General features: G+C 70.7%; 19 protein-coding genes and 1 CRISPR repeat array (1 of these 20 cut by a window edge). Of the genes, 14 read left to right on the top strand and 5 right to left on the bottom strand.

What is annotated here, in order from left to right; all coding sequences use genetic code 11:
• Nucleotides 1-117 precede the first annotated feature (117 nt).
• Nucleotides 118-615 carry a DUF5994 family protein gene (locus tag ABZ714_RS23170; protein ID WP_358827207.1) on the bottom strand — a complete coding sequence of 166 codons (498 nt, stop codon included), beginning with the start codon at nt 613-615 and terminating at the stop codon, nt 118-120.
• A 257-nt stretch (nt 616-872) separates the two neighbouring features.
• On the opposite strand from ABZ714_RS23170, the gene ABZ714_RS23175 reads away from it, so the two are divergent.
• The 6 genes from ABZ714_RS23175 to ABZ714_RS23200 all read left to right on the top strand — a co-directional run bounded on the left by ABZ714_RS23175 (nt 873) and on the right by ABZ714_RS23200 (nt 4,581).
• A complete protein-coding gene (locus ABZ714_RS23175) occupies nt 873-1,139 on the top strand; it encodes a hypothetical protein (protein ID WP_358827208.1) in 267 nt (88 codons plus the stop codon).
• A gap of 360 nt (nt 1,140-1,499) precedes the next feature.
• Nucleotides 1,500-1,703, top strand: a complete 204-nt coding sequence (locus tag ABZ714_RS23180) for a cold-shock protein (protein ID WP_358827209.1) — start codon at nt 1,500-1,502, stop codon at nt 1,701-1,703.
• 283 nt (nt 1,704-1,986) lie between these two features.
• A complete protein-coding gene (locus ABZ714_RS23185; RefSeq protein ID WP_358827210.1) occupies nt 1,987-3,432 on the top strand; it encodes a DEAD/DEAH box helicase in 1,446 nt (481 codons plus the stop codon).
• Nucleotides 3,429-3,692, top strand: coding sequence for a CBS domain-containing protein (locus ABZ714_RS23190; RefSeq protein ID WP_358827211.1), 264 nt, complete (start codon nt 3,429-3,431; stop codon nt 3,690-3,692). The genes ABZ714_RS23185 and ABZ714_RS23190 overlap by 4 nt, the downstream gene beginning before the upstream one ends.
• A gap of 34 nt (nt 3,693-3,726) precedes the next feature.
• Complete coding sequence (locus ABZ714_RS23195; protein ID WP_358827212.1) at nt 3,727-4,050, top strand: SCO5918 family protein; 324 nt, start codon at nt 3,727-3,729, stop codon at nt 4,048-4,050.
• Nucleotides 4,051-4,242: 192 nt separating this feature from the next.
• On the top strand, nt 4,243-4,581 hold the full coding sequence (locus tag ABZ714_RS23200) for a MerR family transcriptional regulator (RefSeq protein WP_358827213.1): 339 nt from the start codon (nt 4,243-4,245) through the stop codon (nt 4,579-4,581).
• A 328-nt stretch (nt 4,582-4,909) separates the two neighbouring features.
• On the opposite strand, the gene ABZ714_RS23205 is transcribed toward ABZ714_RS23200, so the two are convergent.
• The 4 genes from ABZ714_RS23205 to ABZ714_RS23220 all read right to left on the bottom strand — a co-directional run bounded on the left by ABZ714_RS23205 (nt 4,910) and on the right by ABZ714_RS23220 (nt 8,213).
• Nucleotides 4,910-5,515 (bottom strand): hypothetical protein, encoded by a 606-nt coding sequence (locus ABZ714_RS23205; RefSeq protein WP_358827214.1) that lies wholly within the window; start codon nt 5,513-5,515, stop codon nt 4,910-4,912.
• Nucleotides 5,512-6,762 carry an MAB_1171c family putative transporter gene (locus ABZ714_RS23210; RefSeq protein ID WP_358827215.1) on the bottom strand — a complete coding sequence of 417 codons (1,251 nt, stop codon included), beginning with the start codon at nt 6,760-6,762 and terminating at the stop codon, nt 5,512-5,514. The genes ABZ714_RS23205 and ABZ714_RS23210 overlap by 4 nt, the downstream gene beginning before the upstream one ends.
• A gap of 78 nt (nt 6,763-6,840) precedes the next feature.
• A complete protein-coding gene (locus ABZ714_RS23215) occupies nt 6,841-7,398 on the bottom strand; it encodes a toxin (RefSeq protein ID WP_358827216.1) in 558 nt (185 codons plus the stop codon).
• Nucleotides 7,399-7,754: 356 nt separating this feature from the next.
• Nucleotides 7,755-8,213 (bottom strand): hypothetical protein, encoded by a 459-nt coding sequence (locus ABZ714_RS23220; protein ID WP_358827217.1) that lies wholly within the window; start codon nt 8,211-8,213, stop codon nt 7,755-7,757.
• A gap of 465 nt (nt 8,214-8,678) precedes the next feature.
• Between ABZ714_RS23220 and ABZ714_RS23225 the strand changes: the two genes are divergently transcribed.
• The 8 genes from ABZ714_RS23225 to cas2e all read left to right on the top strand — a co-directional run bounded on the left by ABZ714_RS23225 (nt 8,679) and on the right by cas2e (nt 20,160).
• Nucleotides 8,679-9,785, top strand: coding sequence for a DUF1152 domain-containing protein (locus tag ABZ714_RS23225; protein WP_358827218.1), 1,107 nt, complete (start codon nt 8,679-8,681; stop codon nt 9,783-9,785).
• Between the two features lie 741 nt (nt 9,786-10,526).
• Complete coding sequence (gene casA, locus ABZ714_RS23230; RefSeq protein ID WP_358827219.1) at nt 10,527-15,395, top strand: type I-E CRISPR-associated protein Cse1/CasA; 4,869 nt, start codon at nt 10,527-10,529, stop codon at nt 15,393-15,395.
• Nucleotides 15,392-16,147, top strand: a complete 756-nt coding sequence (gene casB / locus ABZ714_RS23235; RefSeq protein ID WP_358827220.1) for a type I-E CRISPR-associated protein Cse2/CasB — start codon at nt 15,392-15,394, stop codon at nt 16,145-16,147. The genes casA and casB overlap by 4 nt, the downstream gene beginning before the upstream one ends.
• A gap of 79 nt (nt 16,148-16,226) precedes the next feature.
• On the top strand, nt 16,227-17,429 hold the full coding sequence (gene cas7e, locus ABZ714_RS23240) for a type I-E CRISPR-associated protein Cas7/Cse4/CasC (RefSeq protein WP_358827221.1): 1,203 nt from the start codon (nt 16,227-16,229) through the stop codon (nt 17,427-17,429).
• Nucleotides 17,426-18,124: a type I-E CRISPR-associated protein Cas5/CasD gene (gene cas5e, locus ABZ714_RS23245; protein ID WP_358827222.1), complete on the top strand. Its 699-nt coding sequence runs from the start codon at nt 17,426-17,428 to the stop codon at nt 18,122-18,124. The genes cas7e and cas5e overlap by 4 nt, the downstream gene beginning before the upstream one ends.
• A 10-nt stretch (nt 18,125-18,134) precedes the next feature.
• Nucleotides 18,135-18,857: a type I-E CRISPR-associated protein Cas6/Cse3/CasE gene (gene cas6e / locus ABZ714_RS23250; protein ID WP_358827223.1), complete on the top strand. Its 723-nt coding sequence runs from the start codon at nt 18,135-18,137 to the stop codon at nt 18,855-18,857.
• Nucleotides 18,854-19,801, top strand: a complete 948-nt coding sequence (gene cas1e, locus ABZ714_RS23255) for a type I-E CRISPR-associated endonuclease Cas1e (RefSeq protein ID WP_358827224.1) — start codon at nt 18,854-18,856, stop codon at nt 19,799-19,801. The genes cas6e and cas1e overlap by 4 nt, the downstream gene beginning before the upstream one ends.
• Nucleotides 19,798-20,160: a type I-E CRISPR-associated endoribonuclease Cas2e gene (gene cas2e, locus ABZ714_RS23260; RefSeq protein WP_358827225.1), complete on the top strand. Its 363-nt coding sequence runs from the start codon at nt 19,798-19,800 to the stop codon at nt 20,158-20,160. The genes cas1e and cas2e overlap by 4 nt, the downstream gene beginning before the upstream one ends.
• Nucleotides 20,161-20,273: 113 nt before the next feature.
• A CRISPR array of direct repeats spans nt 20,274-20,650; the repeat unit is 29 nt; unit sequence GTCCTCCCCGCGCGTGCGGGGCTGTTCCC (it continues 201 nt past the right edge of the window).

The following is a 20,650-nucleotide window of genomic DNA, read 5'->3' on the forward strand; positions in this document are numbered from 1 at the left end:
GCCCGGGAGGTGCCCCCACCCGCGCCGCCAGGCGCAGGGGGCCGTAGGCGACCGACGACAACGCGGCGAGGCGCGGTGCCAGGGCACGCGAGCCCGGCAATATCCGCCAGACACGCCCTAGGCCGGCCCTCGCGGCGGGGTGGCCGTTCCGGGAGTCCCGGCGAGGAGGATCTCGGCGGCATGGGTGATGTTGTCGGCGCGGACGGCACGGGCCATCGCGGCACGGGCCGCCTCGGGGGGCGTGTCCGGCGGGACGACCAAGAGGGAGAAGTGATCGCTGTCCCCGCGGGTGATCAGAACGGTGGCGTCGCCGACGGGGAAGGAGTCGAGGTGCACGACCCGGTCGTCGACGACCAGGCGGGTCGGGATGCCGTTCCAGGCGGAGGCGTCCAGGCCGACGCGGGTGACGGGGCCGAGGTGTGCGGCCAGGGCGGTGACCAGCGGAGGGATCTCCCGCTCGACGTTGCGTGAACGGGGCCACCACGCGCCGTCCAGGAGGCCCTGGCGAGATCCCGTCGTCTCCAGCCGGAGCAGCGCCGTGCCCGGGCCGACGGCGTCGTGGATCTCGTCCGGCAGGAGCCGCGGCGGCGTGGGGGGAATTCCGGCGTCGGTCATGAATCGGTCCGCCTGTCCACGGGTGCTCGCGCCTTTCGCCGGCGGTGGCGCGACGGATGCCGTATCACCGGGCGGACGACTGCCCCGTTCCTCCACCGTACTCCGGGAGTGTGCGCGCGCCGCGCCGCTCACCTCCGCGGGGCCGTTCGACACCGCCCAGACCCCGACGCGACGTACGGTGGACGCGTCAAGGCGTGCCCTCCCCCGCTCGTCCCCACCGGCAGGCGCGTCCCCCGTACAGATAGGACGGTGCCGCCGTGGAGCACGACGAACCAGGAACCCTGCCGCCGCCGGGGCACGCGGAGGTGCGCATCGTGGCCGCCTCTCCGGACACCGCCCGCCTCGTGGCCGACGTCCTGCGGCGCTGTTTCGCGGGCGGGGAGCAGCGCAGCTACCCGGCTCCGGAGGGAGGCACCCGCCTCCATCTGACCGTGGACACCGCGCACCCCTCCGAACCGGCGCGGTCCTGGCTGACGACCAGCAGGCCCACGAGCGGCACCGGCCCGCACGCCGAGGAACCCTGACCGGTCTCTTGGCGACGGCATGCCGGCGTCTCCCGGGGTGCGCCCGGGGGCGGCGGAGGTGCCCGGTGCGCGCGAGCGCTGAGCCGATACCTACCCGCGCGGCATAAGAATTCGGCATACGGCACGACGAGAATTACTCCCGCCCAAAAAGAGCGGAGATACTCCACCGCCTTTCGGAACCCGTCCGTGCTACTGTCGATTTCAGTTGCAGTTGTGGTTCCCGAAACTTCAAGTGTCCCCCACGGCCTTCACGGCGGCGGGAACGCTTTTTTCATCTCCGGATTCTCCGGCAGGGCAATCATCACGGCGACATGGTTTCCGCGCAGTGCGGACGCCGATGATCCCCGAAGGAGATACGACATGAGCACAGGCACCGTGAAGTGGTTCAACGCGGAAAAGGGCTTCGGCTTCATCGAGCAGGACGGTGGCGGCCCCGACGTGTTCGCCCACTACTCGAACATCGCCTCCCAGGGCTTCCGTGAGCTGCAGGAAGGCCAGAAGGTCAGCTTCGACATCGCGCAGGGCCAGAAGGGCCCCACGGCCGAGAACATCGCCTCGGTCTGATCCTGACGCACACGCCGCGCAGCAGGGGCCCGCATCCTCCGGGGTGCGGGCCCCACGGCGTACGCCCGCGGGAATCCTCCCGGGCGGCCCCGCTTCCGATCCACCGCGCCGACGGCCCGGTCACCACCTCCGCGTCGCGCGCCCCTTTCCGCCGAGCACGCCTTTCGGGCCTCATTACGGCGGTTCAGCTTTCATGCCCCATTCGAAGCCGTCGGGAATTCATTCGTTCCGTTCCTTCGCCGCGGAAATTCCTCGATGCGCCTCGCGCCGAGGAAGGTCCCGCATGAACAGCACGCACCCGACCGTCCGCCGCCCCACCCCTGGCCACGAGGGCTCCGCCCCCGGGCCGCGCGAGGACGCCCTCCCCTCCCCGGCCGCTCCCACGCTGCCCGCGGTCGGCTCGTTCGCCGACCTCGACCTGCCGGACCGGCTGCTCTCCGCGCTCACCGCCGAAGGCGTCACCGCACCGTTCCCCATCCAGGGCGCGACCCTGCCGAACGCCCTCGCGGGCCGGGACGTCCTGGGGCGCGGCCGCACCGGCTCCGGCAAGACACTCGCCTTCGGCCTCGCCGTGGTGGCCCGTACGGCAGGCACGCGGGCGGCGCCGCGGCGGCCCCTCGCCCTCGTCCTCGTCCCCACCCGCGAGCTGGCTCAGCAGGTGACCGACGCGCTCACGCCGTACGCCCGCGCCGTCGGGTCGAGGCTGGCCACGGTCGTCGGCGGAACGCCCCTCGGCAGGCAGACCTACGCCCTGCGGAAGGGCGCCGAGATCGTCGTCGCCACCCCGGGCCGGCTCAGGGACCTCGTCGTCCGGGGCGACTGTCTGCTGGACCGGATCCTCGTCACCGTCCTGGACGAGGCGGACCAGATGACCGACATGGGCTTCGCGCCCCAGATCGCCGAACTCCTCGACCAAGTGCCGCCCGGAGGCCAGCGGCTGCTCTTCTCCGCCACCCTGGACCGCAGCGTCGACCGGCTCGTCGCCCGCTATCTGTCGGACCCGGTGGTGCACTCCGTAGACCCGGCCGCCGGAGCCGTCGCCACGATGGAGCACCACGTCCTGCACGTCCGCGCCGACGACAAACAGGCCGCGACCGCCGAGATCGCCGCCCGCAGGGGGCGCGTGATCATGTTCCTCGACACCAAGCACGCCGTCGACCGGCTGACCGGGGACCTGCTGGCCCGCGGGGTGCTCGCCGCCGCGCTGCACGGCGGCAAGTCCCAGCCCCAGCGCACTCGCGCGCTCGCGCGGTTCAGGAGCGGTCAGGTGCCGGTGCTCGTCGCCACGAGCGTCGCGGCCCGCGGCATCCACGTCGACGGCCTCGACCTCGTCGTCAACGTGGATCCGCCCGCCGACCCCAAGGACTACCTGCACCGCAGCGGCCGCACCGCCCGGGCCGGGAATCCCGGCAGCGTCGTCACGCTGGTCACACCGAACCAGCGCCGCGCCGCCGCCCGCCTCATGTCCGAGGCCGGCGTCCGTCCCAGGATCACCAGGCTCCATCCCGGCGAGGCGGAACTGCACCGCATCACGGGCGCGCGGACTCCCTCGGGCGTCCCCGTCCCGGGGACGGAACCGCCCGGCGCCACCGCTCCGGCCCGGCACGACGACCGCCGGACGGACCCGGGCCGGGTCCCGCGGCGGACATCACCCGCCCGGACTTCCCAGGACTCCGCGCCGGAGCCGGCGTCCACGCCTTCCTCTCTCCCCACCAGGAGCCACTTGTGACACCGACACAGACGCGACTCCACCGCCCGCCCGTCCAGGCCACGGCCGAACCGAACGTCTGGGCGGACATGACCGTCGAGGTCGCCCTGGCGGTCATGAACGGGGCCCGTACCGCACGCCTGGTCATCCATGACGCCGACGGCCTGCGTACCGGGCTCGTCACCAGGTCCCAGCTCGTCGGCTTCCGCGCCAGTCCGGCGTATACCGACCGGGTGCGCCTGAGCGAACTCGAACCGACGGACACCGTACCCCGCCCATGACCGCCCGCCCCTTCCCTTCCACCTGTGAGGTCCCATGCGCTGCGTGATCGCCCGCTTCCCGTTCGAGCTGACGAAGGGCGTTGTCCTGGAGGCGATGAAAGGCGTCGTGCCCGAACCCGTCTCCGGCCCGTTCGTGACCATCGGGCGCCATGACTACCCCGCCAAACAGGTCGGCGCGGTCATCACGCGCCAGGACCGCCGCGACTTCGACATCAGCGAGGTCCTGCGGGCCATGACCAAACTCGGTTTCACATGCGGCGCCCGGCCGGCAGTCTCCGCCACGGCCGTCTCCGCCCCGGCCGTCACCGACCCGATCCGGCGGGCTTCGGCTCTCCTGGGCAGGCCCGCGGTGATGTGACGGCCGGAGAACCGGCGGCGGGGCGGGGAGCCCCGCCGACCCGCCGTTCTACCGGTCCGCCCTCAGCTCGGCGCCCTCCGCTCGGCGCCGATTCCCCCCTTCCGCCTCTCCAGCCGTCGACGACGGCGTTACCCTCGGTGAACGAGCCGGACCGCCGGCCCGCGCACCGGAAGGTTCGACGGAGAGGTGAGAATGACAGCAGGCGATCCGCTCGGCCGTCTCGACGACGACGACTATCCCGCCTACACGATGGGCCGGGCCGCCGAGACGATCGGTACGACGGCCGGCTTCCTCCGCGCCCTGGGAGAGGCCCGTCTGATCACCCCGCTCCGCTCCGAGGGGGGTCATCGCCGGTACTCCCGCTACCAGCTACGGATCGCCGCCCGCGCCCGCGAACTCGTCGACCAGGGCACCCCCATCGAGGCCGCCTGCCGCATCATCGTCCTTGAGGACCAGCTCGAAGAGGCCCAGCGCATCAACGACGAGTACCGCCGTGCCGCGGGGGAGCCCCGGCCTCCGTCCACCGACTGAACCGGGCGCCAGGCGCGACGACAGATACCCCGCGGGAGGAGTTCCCGCACTTCAGAAAGGCGCTCCCCTGCCCGAGTACCGGGTGATTCCCAGGCCGGAGCACGAGTTCGATTCGCGTCACCCGCTCCATGAAGAAGGCCCGGACCTGCGACAGGGCCCTTCTTGCCGCCCGGACCGCTCGAGGGGGTGACATACCCTCCGGGGCCGGAGCTGCGCGGAATCGCCGGCCACGGCCGGCGGCTGCGCTCCAGCGGCGGCCGGCGCGGCTTCCTCCAGGACGAGGGCATCCGTACCGCCGTCGGGGAGTTGCCTCGCACGGCGGGGTGGGTCAGGTGAGGAGGAACCCCACCGAGGTCGCCACTCCGAGGGACGCGCCGGCGGCAGTCTGGGCGACCGTGTGGTACGTGAGGGCGACCCGGGACCAGCAGACCGCGATCGTCAGCGGGTAGGCGAGCAGCCACCACGGTGAGTGGACCACGGCCAGCAGGATCACCACCGCCGACGCCACCGCGGCGTCGACCGAGATCTTCCAGACCGTGTTGACCGCGAGCAGGCCGATGGTCATCGCCCAGAGGCCCAGCATCGCGATCAGGATCGGGGTGGGCGCGTCGCCGATGAGCATGATCAGGGAGCCGGTGCCGACGGAGCCGAGGATGACGAAGAAGATCGGGGCGCGCTGGGTGCGGTCGACGACATGGCGGTCGCCCCAGGTGCCCCGCTTGCGCTCCCATTCGATGTAGCCGGCCGGGATCAGTCCGGCGCACAGGGCGCCGAGAAAGCCCCAGAGCAGGCCGGTCCAGTGGTCCGCCGCGGCCAGGCCGATGCCGAGCATGCCCGCGAGCAGGATGTTGCGGGGCTGGAAGACGTCGGTGACGATCCGGGCCGTGGTGGTGACGGCGGAACCGGTGGACGTCTCGGTGGTGGTGTCGTTCACGCGCTGCGCTCCAGGGACGATCGCAGGACCAGACGGGTCCGCTGTTCCGGAATGGCCTTGTAGGCGGCGGCCACCCGGACCAGCCAGGCGACCTCGCCGTCCTGGTCGGTGGCGGGCTTGGTGTCGAAGGCGGCGGCCTTCCCGGCGGGCGCGCCCTCGGCCTTGGCGACCAGGGCGGCCTTGATCCAGTAGGCGTCGGCGAGCGAGTCGGTCTTCCCGGAGTCCGTGCCCTCGTTCGCGGCGGCCTCCTTGGCGGCGGCCAGCAGCGTATCGGGGACGTAATGGCGCAGCTTCTCGACCGCGTCCGCGATATCGGCCGCCCAGCGGTCGACCCGCAGGTCGGCGGGGGTGTCGAAGCGGGTCATCTCCCGGGCGAGGGAGGCCGGCGGGGCGAACGGCTGGTCGGGGAAGGCCGTCATCAGCTCGCGCCAGAGGGGGTGGAGGTTCATCTGGGCCCGCCACAGCCGGACCCGCCGCCAGCCCTTGCTGAAGGCGGGGATGGAGGCGCCGATCGCGAAGAAGGCGAAGAGCACCACCTGCGCCGCCTCGGTGATCTTGTCGAAGGTGAGCGCGAAGCTCTCGCCGGGCTGGTCGATCACGCTGATCCACAGGAACCCGGTCCGGCTGAGGGTGTAGCCGACGCCGATGAACATCGCGAAGGTCATCATGCCGAGGCCGATCCGCAGATGGCGGACCCGGGTATCGGCGGTGGCCAGCGCCCATTGGTAGGCGCAGACGGCGGACGCGGCGCCCAAGTAGAGGTAGAAGACGCTCATATAGAGGGTGGCGCCCCACTGGCCCGCGTGTTCCGACACGAACCGGTCCGTCGGCTGCGAGCGGTCCACGACCGTGAAGAAGAGCACGGTCAGCAGGATCAGGGTGACCACGGACGCCTTGGTCGCCACCCGCTGGACGATCCGGGCGAACCGAACATGGCGGGGAATGGCCCCGCCTTTCGGGAAGTGGCCGTAGATGGCGACGATGTAGCTGAGGATCGCCAGAATGGCGAGGGTGGACGTGTAGTGCTTGATCAGCACCCCGAGGTCCACGACGGGGCTGTCGTTGAGGGCGGTCCTGACCACGCGGGTCTTGGTCCACAGGGCGGCGGCGAAGCCCGCGTAACACCCCCACAGGGCGCGGCGGCGCTTGTCCTCCTCGTCGCCCCAGAGTGCGGCCGGCATCCGCCACAGGGCGACGGCGGTCATCAGACCGGCGACGAGATAGCCGGCGAAGTCGAGCGCGGTCACTTGAGTTCCTCGGGTGTTCTGCGGGCAGGGTGGGGGGCGGCGGTTCCGGTGAACACGGTGGGGCGCTCACCGGTGGCGCTACGAGCGGCGGAACAGCGTACGGGGGGAGAAGGCGCGGCGCCGGTGGGCGACCGGCCGGGAGAGGGAGTTCGCCAGCCGTCCGACCATGTCGTCGCTGGTCACGTCTCTGGCCATGCGCGGGATGAGGGAGGCGCCGAATTCGGCGATCCGCTCGTCGTGGGTGTCGTACTGGGCCCGGGCCTGGACGGAGTCGGAGGCGAGGACCCGTTTGATCAGCGATGTGTCGAAGACCGGCAGCAGCGCGCGCAGTTGGTCGGCGTCCAGGCTGGTGCCGTGGTCGAACCACTCGTGGCACAGCTCGTGCAGGATCACATGCTGGGTCTGGTACGCGGTGGGGCGCCGCCGGTAGAGGACATAACTGGTGGTCCCGGACTTGAGTCTGAGGCCGCAGGCCGCGTTGACTCGTGCCAGTCGCTCGGGCAATTCCTGGAGCACGATATTTCGGCCGCGGGCGGCCTCCATGTTCGCCACCAGCTCTTCGATGCTGAAAGGGGCGGGTATCGGAAGGTCGGCTAGTCCAGCTTCGCACTCTTTGCGCAGTTCACGCAGGGACATAGGGGCCTCTTGATCGTCATCACGCGTGCAACGCATGCGGCGCCGAGTCTAGCCAAAACCGGTCGCTTGTACGGATCAGCATGCCCCGGAGTTCGTACGGGGCCGCGTGGAGCCGGGGACGGGCGGGCCGTACGGAGCCGGGGACGGGCAGGTCGTACGAAGCCGGAACGACGGCCGGTCGTACGGCGCGCGGAGGCCGGGGCGACTGAGGCCGCGGAGGCCGGAAACGTGCGAAGCCGCGCGGAGTCGGGGCGTACGGCACGCCGAGGCCGGGGGCGTACGGCGCGCGGGGCCCGCGCGGTGGGGCCCGTACAGCGCGTACGGAGCCGTACGGCGTACCGGCGTCCGCCGGAGCGTCAGGGGCGCTCCGGCTCGCCGTCCTCCGCGCCGTCGGGTCTCTGTCCGGCCTTGGTGTCCGCGAGCAGGGAGAGGGCGAACTCCAGCAGCTCCGCGGGCAGCCCGTCCTCGTCGGCCCCCCGGGCCGCCATGCCGCCGATCTCGCCGGTCCGCCGCATGGCGAGGAACTGGAGCCCGGCGACCACGTCGCCGACGACCTCCGACTCCTCTTTGAAGAACCGCCAGTCCACGCCGAAGCCCAGCCCGAGCGCCTTGAGGATCTCCTCGGACGGCTGGGTGACCTTGCCGGCCAGGATGTTCGAGAAGTAGCTGTGGGAGAGGGACCCGCCGCGCTCCTTGACCAGCTCGGCGAAGGTCCGCCCGGAGACCTTCTGGCCCGGGAAGGTCTTCTCGAGCATGTACTCGACCTTCTGCCGCAACGTCCGCAGTTCAGGAGCGCGTTCTTCGCCGATGTCCATCCGGTTACCTATGTTCACCTCATGGCCGGCGCAAGTGTCCGGCTTGCACAAACACTCTACGCCACTGTTAACTACAAAAAACACGGCCAGGGGGCCACAGGGGAGTCCCCTGTCCGTGCTTATCTTCCGCGCGCCGATCCGCTCGGCACGCGGCCGAAGCAGGTGTAGCCCTTCGCGACGGGGGATGCGCGAAGGGCTACACCCGTGCAGTATGCCAGCCCGTCAGAAAGCCTTCCACAGCGCACCTCCGATGCCGATGCCGCTCCGGGGCCACTGGTACGCGGACCCGGACGGGCCGTGCCGGGATCAGGGGGTTCAGCAGGGATCAGGAGGAGTCAGCGGGACGGCACCGGATCGGCGGGCCGGGCGCGACGCGGCTGACGGCGCTCGAAGGGCCCCAGCCGGGCGACGACCGTCCCGTGGTGGCTCCCCGGTCCCCGGGCCGGGGAACCGTACCCTGGCCGGGTGACACGGCTGATCGTGGCGGCGGGCGGTGGCGGCGACGCGGTCGCCGCCGTGATGACCGACGCCGCCCTGTACGGCACCGGGGACCCCGCGATCGTCCTCACCTACGCCTGGGACCGGCTGCTGATCGACCCGCTGCCCGGACCGCGAAGCCCGGCCGACTTCACCAATCTGGCCCCGCTCACGCCGAACGTCTCCGTCGTCACGGCGGAGAGCCGCCCGGTGCCGCCCGCGGGCTCCACCCTCCCCCGGCTGGCCCGGGAAGTCCCGCAGACGATCGGACTGATCGATCCCCGATACGGCGCCGAAGGCGTGCTGCGGCAGCTCACCGAGGTGGTCGAGCGGCTGCGGCCGGAGTCCATCGACGTACTGGACGTCGGCGGCGACATCCTGGCCCGGGGCGACGAGGCCGCCCTGCGCAGCCCCCTGGCGGACGCGCTCGTACTGGCCGCGTGCCACCGGCTGGGCGCCGGGGTACGGCTGCTCGTCGCCGGGCCGGGGCTCGACGGGGAAGTGACGGCCGGGGAGTTGCGTCCCCTGCTCGGCCGTAACGTCCTCACCCTCTCCCCCGACGACGTCGACCGGGTCGCCGGTGTGCTGGAGTGGCACCCCTCCGAGGCGACGGCCATGCTCGCGGCCACGGCCCGGGGCGTACGCGGCCGGTGCGAGGTCCGCGACGCCGGACTCCCCGTCCCCCTCACCGACGAGGGCCCCACGGTCCACGCCGTCGACCCGGCGACCGCCTACGCCCGCAACACGCTGGCCCGCGCGATCGCCTCCACCCGCACCCTCGCGGAGGCCGAGGCGCTGAGCCGGGAGACCGTCGGCTTCTCGGAACTCGACTACGAACGCGCCAAGGCAGCCCGCCTCCGGGCCGGGCCCGTGGCGCCGCTGGACCCCGACGCGGTCCTCGCCGAGGTCACCGCGTTCGAACACGCGGCCCGTGCCCGGCAGATCAGCCACACCACCTTCCGCCGCCTGACGGAGGCGCTGGGCCTGCCGGGGGCACAACGCGAGGCCCTGAAGGCTCTGCTGCTGCGGTACAGGGGGGAGCAGTACGTGGCGCCGTTGTGGCATATCTCGGCGGAGCGGGGGCGGGAGGGGTGAGTTCAGGAGAATCGCTGCGGAGCGGTCACGGGGCGTCATAGAGTCCTGGACACGTCCCAAGGTTCCCCGTGCGTGCGGGGATGTCCCCTGGGGGCTGCAAGTGTTGCCGTCCTCCCCGCACGTGCGGGGATGAGTACAGAGTTGGCCAGGACTCGGTTGGGACTCAGCTATCAACAACTGGGGTCTCCATGTCTTGCCCAACTCAGCACCAAACAGACTCAATTCGATGGTGCAGCCAGGCGTCCTGAAATCCATTAGCCTGGCGGGCACGTCGGCAGCAGCCCAAGCGGCGCACCGGCATGCAGATGCAGAAATGCCGGGTCCTTCTACGCCTACTCGTTGCAGCGAGAAGGCCGGACCCGGCGCGTCCCTACTGGCCCGACAAGCCTGAACAGGAACTTCTCATGAGTACCACGGAACAACACCCTCCTCAACCTTGGAGAACACCTGCCATCACGCACTTTCTGCTGATGGCCCTCCTCGCCACCCTGCCTCCAGCTTCTCCCGAGCTCGCGCCGTGGCTCTGGGGCGCCGTGGTGATCGTGATCGTCGTCCTCGCGCGGCCTCACTTGCGGCGCCGTACCGTCTAGCAATACACCGGGTCCGGTGCCGCCCGATCGGCACCGGACGTCCGGCCTCACGGGTCACCACCCTCAGTACGCCGCCGCCGTCCCAGGGTCTCCGGACACGGCGTGCCGCCACTCCCACAAACGGTCAACGCACCCCGAAATGGGTTCCGCCATGCCGCAAGCACCCCTGCCGTCGGCGCATTCCGCCGACAGCGCGCCCTTCGCGAAGTTGTCCCCCGCCGCCCGAACTGTGTGGGCGAAGCACGACCGGAAGACCGATGACTGGTTGCCGCTGTGGCGGCATATGACGGACAGCGCCGCCGTCGCGGGCAAGCTGTTCGACGAGTGGCTGCCCGGGAACGTCAAGGGACTTCTGACCGAGTCGCTCCCCGGCGGGGAGACGGACGCGCGGCTGCTGGTCACCTTTCTCGCGGGTGCCCATGACATCGGCAAGGCGACCCCCGCCTTCGCCTGCCAGGTGGATCCGCTGGCCGACGTGATGCGTACCGCCGGTCTCGGCATGCTGTCCGCCAAGGAGTACGGCCCCGATCGCCGGATGGCGCCGCACGGGCTGGCCGGCCAACTCCTGCTCCAGGAGTGGCTGCTCGAACGGTACGCAATGCCCACCAGGACCTCCGGCGCCTTCGCGGTCGTCGCGGGAGGGCATCACGGTACGCCGCCCGAGCACCAGGAGATCCACCATCTCCAGGGCCGCCCCCGGCTGCTGCGGCACCCGGGGAAGAGTGAGCCCGTCTGGCGCCGCGTACAGCACGAACTGCTGGACGGGTGCGCCGAGCTGACCGGTGTGCCGGACCGGATCGGGGCCTGGAACGCGGTCCGGCTGCCGCAGACCGTACAAGTACTTGTCACGGCGATCGTGATCGTCGCCGACTGGATCGCCAGCTCGACCGAGCTTTTCCCCTACGACCCGTCGTCCTGGCTGCCCAACGGGCCTACCGGTGAGGCCCGACGGCTGAAGGCCGCCTGGGCCGGGCTCGATCTGCCGGGTCCTTGGGCGCCGGTCGAACCGGAGCAGTCGGCGGACCGCCTCTTCGCGGACCGTTTCGACCTTCCGGATACGGCGGTCATCAGGCCGGTCCAGGAGGAGGCCGTACGGATGGCACGGCAGATGCCCGCCGCCGGACTGCTCATCATCGAGGCACCAATGGGAGAAGGTAAGACAGAAGCCGCATTCGCCGCAGCGGAGATTCTGGCGGGCCGGACAGGTGCCGGGGGCTGTCTGGTGGCCCTTCCGACCCGGGCCACCGGTGACGCGATGTTCCCCCGGCTGATCAGCTGGCTGGAGCATCTGCCCCTCGAAGGACCCAGGTCCATCGTGCTGGCCCACGCCAAGGCCGCGCTCAACGACATCTGGTCGGGCCTGCTGCGCGAGGGCAGTCGTACGCTCGCGGCCATCGACCCCGACCCCGACCGGCCGGACAAGGTCGATCGGGTACGGAACACCCGCCCGGGCCCTGCCGAACTCCACGCCCACCATTGGCTGCGGGGCCGGAAGAAGTCCCTCCTCGCCTCCTTCGCGGTGGGCACGATCGATCAGGTGCTCTTCGCCGGGCTCAAGAGCCGGCATCTGGCCCTGCGGCATCTCGCGGTGGCGGGCAAGGTCGTGATCATCGACGAGGTGCACGCGTACGACGCGTATATGAGCCGCTACCTGGACCGGGTTCTGGAGTGGCTGTCGGCCTATCGCGTCCCTGTGGTCCTGCTCTCCGCCACGCTCCCCGCCGAGCGCCGACAGGCCCTGGCCGCCGCCTACGCCGGATCCGACGGCGGCGATCTCGACACGGTCCGATCCGATGATCCGACGGACCGTACGTATCCCCTCATCACCGCCGCCGCACCCGGCGCCCCGGCCCTCGTCGCGCGGCCCGCCGCCGCTTCGGGGCGCCGTACCGAAGTCGTACTGGAACGGCTGGACGACGATCCGGCGCTGCTCGCCGACCGGCTGGCGGCGGAACTCGCGGACGGCGGCTGCGCCCTCGTCGTACGCAACACCGTCGACCGGGTCCTCCAGACGGCCGATGTGCTGCGGGAGCGCTTCGGCGACGACCGGATCACGGTCACCCACTCCCGGTTCCTCGCCGCCGACCGGGCGGTCAACGACACCCGGCTGCGGGAGCGCTTCGGCCCCGGCGGCGACCGGCCGACGGGACCGCACGTCGTAGTCGCCAGCCAGGTCGTCGAGCAGTCGCTCGATGTGGACTTCGATCTGCTCGTCACCGATCTGGCGCCCGTGGACCTCGTATTGCAGCGGATGGGACGGCTGCACCGGCACCCCCGGCTCCGGCCGCCACGGCTCACGACCGCGCGGTGTCTGGTGACCGGGGTGGAGTGGCGGGACCAGGCACCGCCGGAGCCGGTCCGGGGGTCGCGGGCCGTCTACGGGGAGCACACGCTCCTCCGGGCGCTCGCCGCACTGGGCTCCCATCTCGACGGCGAACCCCTCGTACTGCCGGACCACATCAGTCCCCTGGTGCAGGCCGCCTACGCGGACGAGCCGCTCGGGCCCGCCGAGTGGACCGAGCGGATGGACGCGGCCCGCACCGCCCACCTGCGGGTACTCGCGGACAAACGCGGCAGTGCCGAGGCGTTTCTCCTCGGGCCCGTCCGCCGGGCGGGGCGGCCGGTGTACAGCTGGCTGGGCGCGGGGGCCGGGGACGTCGACGACAGCCCGAAGGGCCGGGCCCAGGTCCGGGACTCCGAGGAGAGCCTGGAGGTCCTGGTCGTACGGCGGCTGCGGAGTGGTCGGCTGACCACCGTGCCGTGGCTGGACGACGGGCGGGGCGGGCTGGAACTGCCGACCGACTTCCCGCCGGGCCGACGGGCCGCGGAGGCCGTCGCCGCGAGTGCGATCACCCTGCCGTGGCAGTTCTCCCGGCAGTGGAACGCCGACCGGGCCATCGCCGAACTGGAGAAGTTCCTGGTCCCGGCCTGGCAGACGAAGGACTGCCCCTGGCTGGCCGGTGAGTTGCTGCTGGTTCTCGACGAGGACTGTCAGACCCGCCTGTCAGGCTTCGATATCAGGTACAGCCGCGAGGACGGACTGCGGGTGTCGTCCGCCGACGCGGTCGAGGCCGGGAGTTCGGCGAGTTCGGTGAAATCGGTGGACTCCGTCGAAAGCACGGGAGAGGACGGCGAGCGTGAACGATCGGAGCCGGAAGGCGGCGCCGCACGGGTTACGACAGCCGCCGACGGCCGGGCCGGGGTGAGTTCCGTGCCGCAGTCCGCGCCTGAGGCGAAGCCCGTGGACATAGTGGACGTATTGGCCGAAACACCGGTCGATCCGCCTGCCGCGCCGCCGCCGGGACCGCCGTCCTTCGACCTCGTCACCCGGCCCTGGCTGCCGGTCCAGTTCCTCGACGGCGGCGTCGGCGAGTTGTCCCTCCGGGAGGTCTTCACCCGGGCCAAGGACCTGCGGCGACTCGTGGGCGACGTACCCACTCAGGAGTTGGCGCTGCTCCGGCTGCTGCTGGCGATCCTCCACGACGCCCTGAACGGCCCGGCGGAACGGGAGGACTGGGGAGAGCTGTGGCGATCGGCCGAGCCGTTCGCCCCGGTGCCCGGCTATCTCGACGCGCACCGCGACCGGTTCGATCTGCTGCACGCGGAGACACCGTTCTTCCAGGTCGGTGATCTGAAGACGGAGAAGGACGAGGTCTCGTCGCTCAACCGGATCGTCGCCGACGTGCCGAACGGGGATCCGTTCTTCGCCATGCGGCGACCGGGAGTGGACCGGCTCTCGTACGCGGAGGCGAGCCGATGGCTGGTCCACGCCCACGCCTTCGACCCCTCGGGCATCAAGTCGGCCATGAGAGGCGACAGCCGGGCCAAGGCCGGAAAGGTGTATCCGCTGGGAGTCGGCTCCACCGGCAATCTCGGCGGCGTCTTCGCGGAAGGGAACAATCTCCACGAGACGCTTCTGCTGAATCTCATCGGCCTCGCCGAGGGGGACGTCACCACGTTCGGGGACGGCTCCGGACCCCCGGACCTGCCGGTCTGGCGGCGTCCTCCGCCCGGGGCGGCGCCCGAGGACCCCGCCGGACGTCAGCCGCGCGGGCTGCGCGACCTCTACACCTGGCAGTCGCGACGGGTCCGGCTGCACGCCGAGAAGGGCGAGGTCACCGGCGTCGTCCTCGGCTACGGAGATCCGCTCACCCCTCATGTGCACTGGCAGACCGAGCCCATGACCGGCTGGCGGCGCAGCCCCGTACAGGAGAAGAAGCAGGGCCGCCCCCTGGTCTATATGCCGCGACAGCACGACCCGAGCCGCGCGGCCTGGCGCGGCCTGGCAGCACTGCTCCCGGCCGCGGGCTCCGATTCGACGGGACCCAAGGACGAACCGCGTGCCGCTCTGCCTTCCGGAGTCGTCAAGTGGTTCTCCATGCTCACCACTGAGGGTGAACTGGAGCCGCACAAACTCATCAGGGTGCGGCTGGTCGGAGCGGTGTACGGCACTCAGCAGTCCGTCGTCGACGAGATCGTCGACGACGCCCTCACCCTGCCGGTGGTCCTGCTGCACGAGGAGAACCCGGAGTACGGCACGACGGCGACGGACGCGGTACAGGACGCCGAGAACGCCGTGACGGCGCTCGGGCACCTCGCCGCCGACCTCGCGAGGGCCGTCGGATCGGACCCCGCCTCGTCCGTCGACACGGCACGAGATCTCGGCTTCGGGGCCCTGGACGGCCCGTACCGGAGATGGCTGGCGGACCTGATCCCGCCCGCCGACCTCGAATCGGCGCGCCGGGCGTGGCAGCGGACCGTACGCACCCGGATCAGCGGGCTGGGCCGGGAGCTGCTCGACGCCACGGGCCCCGCCGCCGCCGAAGGGCGGCTGGTGGACACACCGGGAGTCGGAAAGCAGTGGATCAACGACGCCCGCGCGGAGCTGCGCTTCAACAGACGGCTCAGGAAGGTACTCGGCCTGACCGACCCGCCGTCCGCCACGCCCTCCCCCGGGGACGAGCCCGGCGGCCCCTCCCCGCACACCAACGACGACGACCAGGCGGAGGCCGCCACATGACCACGACTGAACTGTCGGCACCGAAGGCCGGGCGCCGGAGCCTAGGGGCCTCCGGCGGGGCCACGGTCCGCTGTATCAACCGGCTCCAGTACGCGTACCGCAACGACAACCCGGCCGCGGTCGCCGTACTGGCCCGGCTGCGGCGCGAGGCCGGACGCGCCGTCCACGACTCCCCCGACAGCTGGGGAATCGACGGCCTGGAGGATCTGGTCACCGTCCGCTCCGAGGAGTCCGGACGCGGCCGGGACGAGGACCGCGACCTCAGGGAGGAGGAGGCGGTACATCTCGCCGTCACTCTGTGGGCGCTGCACCAGCAGTCCGTTTACGACGACAACATGCACAAGCCGGGTCGTGGACTCGGCCGGGCGGTACGCCGTCTGGCGGCGGCCAAGGGCAGCCCCGACAGCGCCGGGAGCGAGAGCCAGAAGGAGCCTCGGTCCGGCCGGGACAACGAAGAGCTGAACGAATCACTCCGCAAACGATTCGTACGGATCGGCACGTCCACGTCGTACGAGGTACTCGCCCTGCGGCTGCGCGAAATGGTGCTGCTGCTGCGTGGCGCGCGGGTGTCGCTCGACTACGGGCTGCTCGCCGACCAGCTCTTCCTCTGGCAGGACGAGAGCAAACGGTCCACGGTACGACGCTCCTGGGGGCGCGACTTCCACTCGACGCGGGTGTCGGCCGATTCGCCGTCGGACTCCTCAGGTGAGGAGAACGGCGCCCGGAGCGACGACAGCGACTCCGGCGAGTAGACCGGCCTCACCGCAAGCGGCATCCGTGACAACAGCACGGCATCTCGGCATCACGGCACAACCATGAAGGGAAATCCCGGTGGCGCGAACCATCATCGACATCCATGTACTCCAGTCGGTGCCCCCCAGCAATCTGAACCGTGACGACACGGGCAGTCCCAAATCCGCCGTCTACGGCGGTGTGCGGCGGGCCCGGGTATCGAGCCAGGCGTGGAAGCGCGCCACCCGGACGGCGTTCGAGGAACTGCTCCCCTCGACCGAGTTGGGTGTCCGGACGAAGAAGGTCGCCGAACTGCTGGGCGCCCGGATCAAGGAGTTGAACGAGTCCCTCGGAGACGCCGACGCCGTCAAGCTGGCGGCTGAGGTGATGCAGACGGCGACCGGTTCCAAGATGGAAGTTCCAAAGCGCAAGGCTAAGGAAGGCGACGACGCGGAGAAGGCTGCGCCGGAGTCCTCGTATCTGATGTTCCTGAGCAGTCGGCAGCTCGACGCGCTGGCCGCCCTGGCCGTGGAAGGCAGCCCGAACGGCGACGTCGCCGCCCTCAAGGACTTCTTCAAGAACCGGGAGAACAAGGCCAAGGCGCGTCAGGCCGTGGACACCCGGCACTCGGTGGACATCGCCCTCTTCGGCCGGATGGTCGCCGACTCCGCCGATCTCAATGTGGACGCGGCCACCCAGGTGGCGCACGCCATCGGGGTCCACAAGAGCGAGATCGAGTCCGACTACTTCACCGCTGTGGACGACAGGAACGAAGACCACGAGTCAGGCGCCGGAATGATCGGCTCCATCGACTTCAACTCCGCGACCCTCTACCGGTACGCGGCGGTGGACGTGAATGCGCTGCACGAGAACCTGGGTACGGGGCTGCGGGACGACGAGCCCCCGACGACACCGGCGGAGAAGGCCGTAGGGGCCTTTGTCGAAGCGTTCATCACCTCACTCCCCACGGGCAAGATCAACACCTTCGGGCACCACACCCTGCCCGCGGCCGTCGTCGTCAAGCTCCGGACCAGCCGCCCCATCAGCTTCGTCGGCGCCTTCGAGGAGCCGGTGAGCCAGGGCAAGGAGGGCGGCTTCGTCAAGGCGAGCTGCGACCGGCTCGCCGAGTACGTCCCGCATCTGGAGAAGCAGTACGGAGACGGGGAGGACGTACAGAGTTGGGTCCTGCGGGTCGGCCCGGAGACGAACGCGCTCGCGGACCTCGGTACCGAGGTGACACGGGCCCAGCTGGTGAAGGATGTGGAGGACGCGGTCAGCCGTCAACTGCGGGCCGAGGCATGAGCACACTGCTGCTACGGCTCGCGGGCCCACTCCAGTCCTGGGGCTCCGCGTCCCGCTTCACCCGGCGCGGCACGGAGAACGCGCCGACCAAAAGCGGCGTCCTGGGGCTGCTGGCAGCGGCCCAGGGGCGCCCCCGGACGGCGGACCTCTCCGACCTGGCCGCACTGCGGTTCGGCGTCCGGATCGACCAGCCCGGCACCCGGCTTCGGGACTTCCAGACCGCGCACCACGCCGACTCCGGGAAAGCGATGCCGCTGTCCGAGCGGTTCTACCTCGCGGACGCGGTCTTCCTGGCGGGTGTCGAGGGCGAGACGGCCTTTCTGCAAGAGCTGCACGCGGCTCTGCTCGCCCCGGTCTTCCTCCCGTATCTCGGCCGCCGCTCATGCCCTCCGTCGCGGCCCATCCCTCTGGAGCCGCCCATGGACCTGCCGCTGGAAGACGCGCTGAGGACAGCCCCGTGGCAGGCGTCCGGGTACTACACACGCCGAAACGCGGGGCGGACCGCGGCACCGCGGCTGGACGTACTGGTCGACAGCCGCCCCGGCCAGACACCGGACGTCACCATCCGGGACACCCCACTGAGTTTCGATCCGCGATACCGCCAGTACGGGCTACGGGGGGTCCGCACCGACCATGTCGACGTATCGCCCCACGACCCGACGGCCGGGCTCTCACCTGTGCAGAACAAGCACTGAGGACCACCTGATGTACCTGACGCAATTTCGTATCAACACGGGCCGCTCGGAGGCCCGTCGGCTACTCGGCTCACCTCATCTCATGCACGGTGCCGTGAATATGGCCTTCCCCGAACTCCCGTCACGCGAGGGCGACGGCCCCCGCGTCCTGTGGCGGATCGACCGCGGCCCGCAGGACCGGCCGAAGCTGTTCATCGTCAGCCCGACCCGCCCCGATCTGACCCACCTGGTCGAACAGGCGGGCTGGCCGACGCTGGAGACCCCGGGCTGGGACACCTTCGCCTACGGGGAGTTCCTCGACGCCCTCCGCGAGGGCGGCACCTGGGGCTTCCGGCTCACCGCGAACCCCGTACACAACATCCGCAGACCGCAGGACGAGAAGGACGCCCGGACGAAGCGCGCCCCCCATGTCACCGCCCGCCACCAGTTGGGATGGCTGATCCAGCGCCAGAAGCAGGCCGGCTTCGCCGTGGTGGAGAAGCCCGTCGAGCGGCGGCTCACGGAGCACCGGGACGAGTACGAACTGATCGTCCGGGACTCCATGCCGCTCCAGTTCCGCCGCTCACCCGCGCAGCGGTCCACGGAGGACGTACGCATCACCCGGGTCACCTTCGACGGACGGCTGACGGTCACCGATCCCGGCCTGCTCCGCCGAACTCTCACCCAAGGTCTCGGCAAAGCCAAGGCGTACGGGTGCGGGCTGATGACCCTGGCCCCGCTGGGGGACGGATGAGTACGGTCAGCCGCCGTGGCACCTTGTCCCCCCGGGAACTCACCCGCGTCGGAGACCGGCTCTCCTTCGTCTACCTGGAGCGGTGCACCGTACACCGCGAGGACAACGCCATCACCGCGACGGACGCCGACGGCATCACCCACATCCCGTCCGCGACCATCGGGACCCTGCTGCTCGGCCCGGGCACGCGCATCACCCACCAGGCGATGGCTGTCCTCAGCGAATGCGGGGCGTCGGTGGTATGGGTAGGTGAACAAGGTGTGCGCTTCTACGCGGGCGGAAGGGCGCTCAACCGCTCGTCCGGCCTGGCCGAGGCGCAAGCGACGGCCTGGGCGAACCAGCGCACCCGGCTGGCGATCGCGCGGGCGATGTACTCCCTCCGCTTCCCCGACGAGGACCCGGCCGGCAAGACACGGCAGGAACTCCTCGGCATGGAAGGCAGCCGCATGAAGGACTGCTACCGCCGCGAATCGATACGAACCGGTGTCCCCTGGAAGCGCCGTGAGTACGACCGGAACGACTTCTCGGCCGGTGACGCCCCCAACCAAGGCATCACGGCCGCCGCCCAGTGCATGTACGGCATCGCCCACGCGGTCATCGCGGCACTCGGCTGCTCACCGGCGCTGGGCTTTGTGCACTCGGGCAATGAACGCTCGTTCGTCATGGATATCGCGGACCTGTACAAGACCGATGTCGGCATCCCGGCGGCATTCGACGCGGCGGCCGAGGGCGAGGAGGACATGGCTTCCCGCACCCGCCGGGCCCTCCGGGACCGGATCAACGAAACCGGTCTGCTCGACCGCTGCGTACGCGACATCCAGCAGCTCCTCCGCTACGACGACAGCCGCGACCCGGCGGACGGCCAGGACACCATGACCCTCCAGTCCGACGGCGGCCTGCACGTCTCCAGCGGCCGTAACTACGGCGACGAGCCCATCTGGTGACCGTCATCGTCCTCGCCAACTGCCCCGCCGGACTGCGCGGCTTCCTGACCCGGTGGCTGCTGGAGATCTCGGCGGGCGTCTTCGTCGGCTCCCCCTCGGCCCGGGTCCGCGACATCCTCTGGGCAGAGGTCCGCCAGTACGCGGACCAGGGCCGCGCGCTCATGGTCCAGCAGTCCGACAACGAACAGGGCTTCACCTTCCACACCCACGACCACGCCTGGCACCCCACCGACCACGAGGGCCTGACGCTTATCCGACGCCCGAACCCCGACGCGCCGCAGAAACAGACTCAAGCACCCCGAAGTCCGCAGTCGGGTTGGAGCAAGGCGGCGAAGCGGCGGAGATTCGGCGGGAGGTAGGCATGACTCCGTACACCTCCAGAAAGGAAAGTTCCGATATGCCCGTTAGGTCGAGATCTGCAGTAGTAAGTAAAATCCGCCCTGGCCGCCCATAAAGCCGCAGGTGGGCGAGGGTCCTCCCCGCGCGTGCGGGGCTGTTCCCAGGGGGCCCATATGGGTAAAACTGAACAAGTAGTCCTCCCCGCGCGTGCGGGGCTGTTCCCCCACCGTAGGCGCTCCTCGACATGACGCTCGGGTCCTCCCCGCGCGTGCGGGGCTGTTCCCTCGCCCACGACCACCTCCTCCATCTCCTTCTCGTCCTCCCCGCGCGTGCGGGGCTGTTCCCTTCTCGACATACAGGTTCGAACCGTAGAAAAAGTCCTCCCCGCGCGTGCGGGGCTGTTCCCTGTCGCGTGAGTGGTGGGCGGACAACAAGCCGGTCCTCCCCGCGCGTGCGGGGCTGTTCCCGCGGACGGCGACACCCCTCCGTGGGTGTTCCCGTCCTCCCCGC

The sequence above is a fragment of the Streptomyces sp. NPDC006798 genome (assembly GCF_040635975.1).
Classification (GTDB): domain Bacteria; phylum Actinomycetota; class Actinomycetes; order Streptomycetales; family Streptomycetaceae; genus Streptomyces.

Bases quoted from the DNA above. Each gene is read 5' to 3' on its own strand.
- ABZ714_RS23200 (WP_358827213.1), top strand. From the start codon at position 4,243: ATGACAGCAGGCGATCCGCTCGGCCGTCTCGACGACGACGACTATCCC.
- ABZ714_RS23195 (WP_358827212.1), top strand. From the start codon at position 3,727: ATGCGCTGCGTGATCGCCCGCTTCCCGTTCGAGCTGACGAAGGGCGTT.
- cas6e (WP_358827223.1), top strand. From the start codon at position 18,135: ATGTACCTGACGCAATTTCGTATCAACACGGGCCGCTCGGAGGCCCGT.
- cas1e (WP_358827224.1), top strand. From the start codon at position 18,854: ATGAGTACGGTCAGCCGCCGTGGCACCTTGTCCCCCCGGGAACTCACC.
- ABZ714_RS23180 (WP_358827209.1), top strand. From the start codon at position 1,500: ATGAGCACAGGCACCGTGAAGTGGTTCAACGCGGAAAAGGGCTTCGGC.
- ABZ714_RS23215 (WP_358827216.1), bottom strand. From the start codon at position 7,398: ATGTCCCTGCGTGAACTGCGCAAAGAGTGCGAAGCTGGACTAGCCGAC.
- ABZ714_RS23170 (WP_358827207.1), bottom strand. From the start codon at position 615: ATGACCGACGCCGGAATTCCCCCCACGCCGCCGCGGCTCCTGCCGGAC.
- ABZ714_RS23185 (WP_358827210.1), top strand. From the start codon at position 1,987: ATGAACAGCACGCACCCGACCGTCCGCCGCCCCACCCCTGGCCACGAG.
- casA (WP_358827219.1), top strand. From the start codon at position 10,527: ATGCCGCAAGCACCCCTGCCGTCGGCGCATTCCGCCGACAGCGCGCCC.
- ABZ714_RS23220 (WP_358827217.1), bottom strand. From the start codon at position 8,213: ATGGACATCGGCGAAGAACGCGCTCCTGAACTGCGGACGTTGCGGCAG.
- casB (WP_358827220.1), top strand. From the start codon at position 15,392: ATGACCACGACTGAACTGTCGGCACCGAAGGCCGGGCGCCGGAGCCTA.
- cas5e (WP_358827222.1), top strand. From the start codon at position 17,426: ATGAGCACACTGCTGCTACGGCTCGCGGGCCCACTCCAGTCCTGGGGC.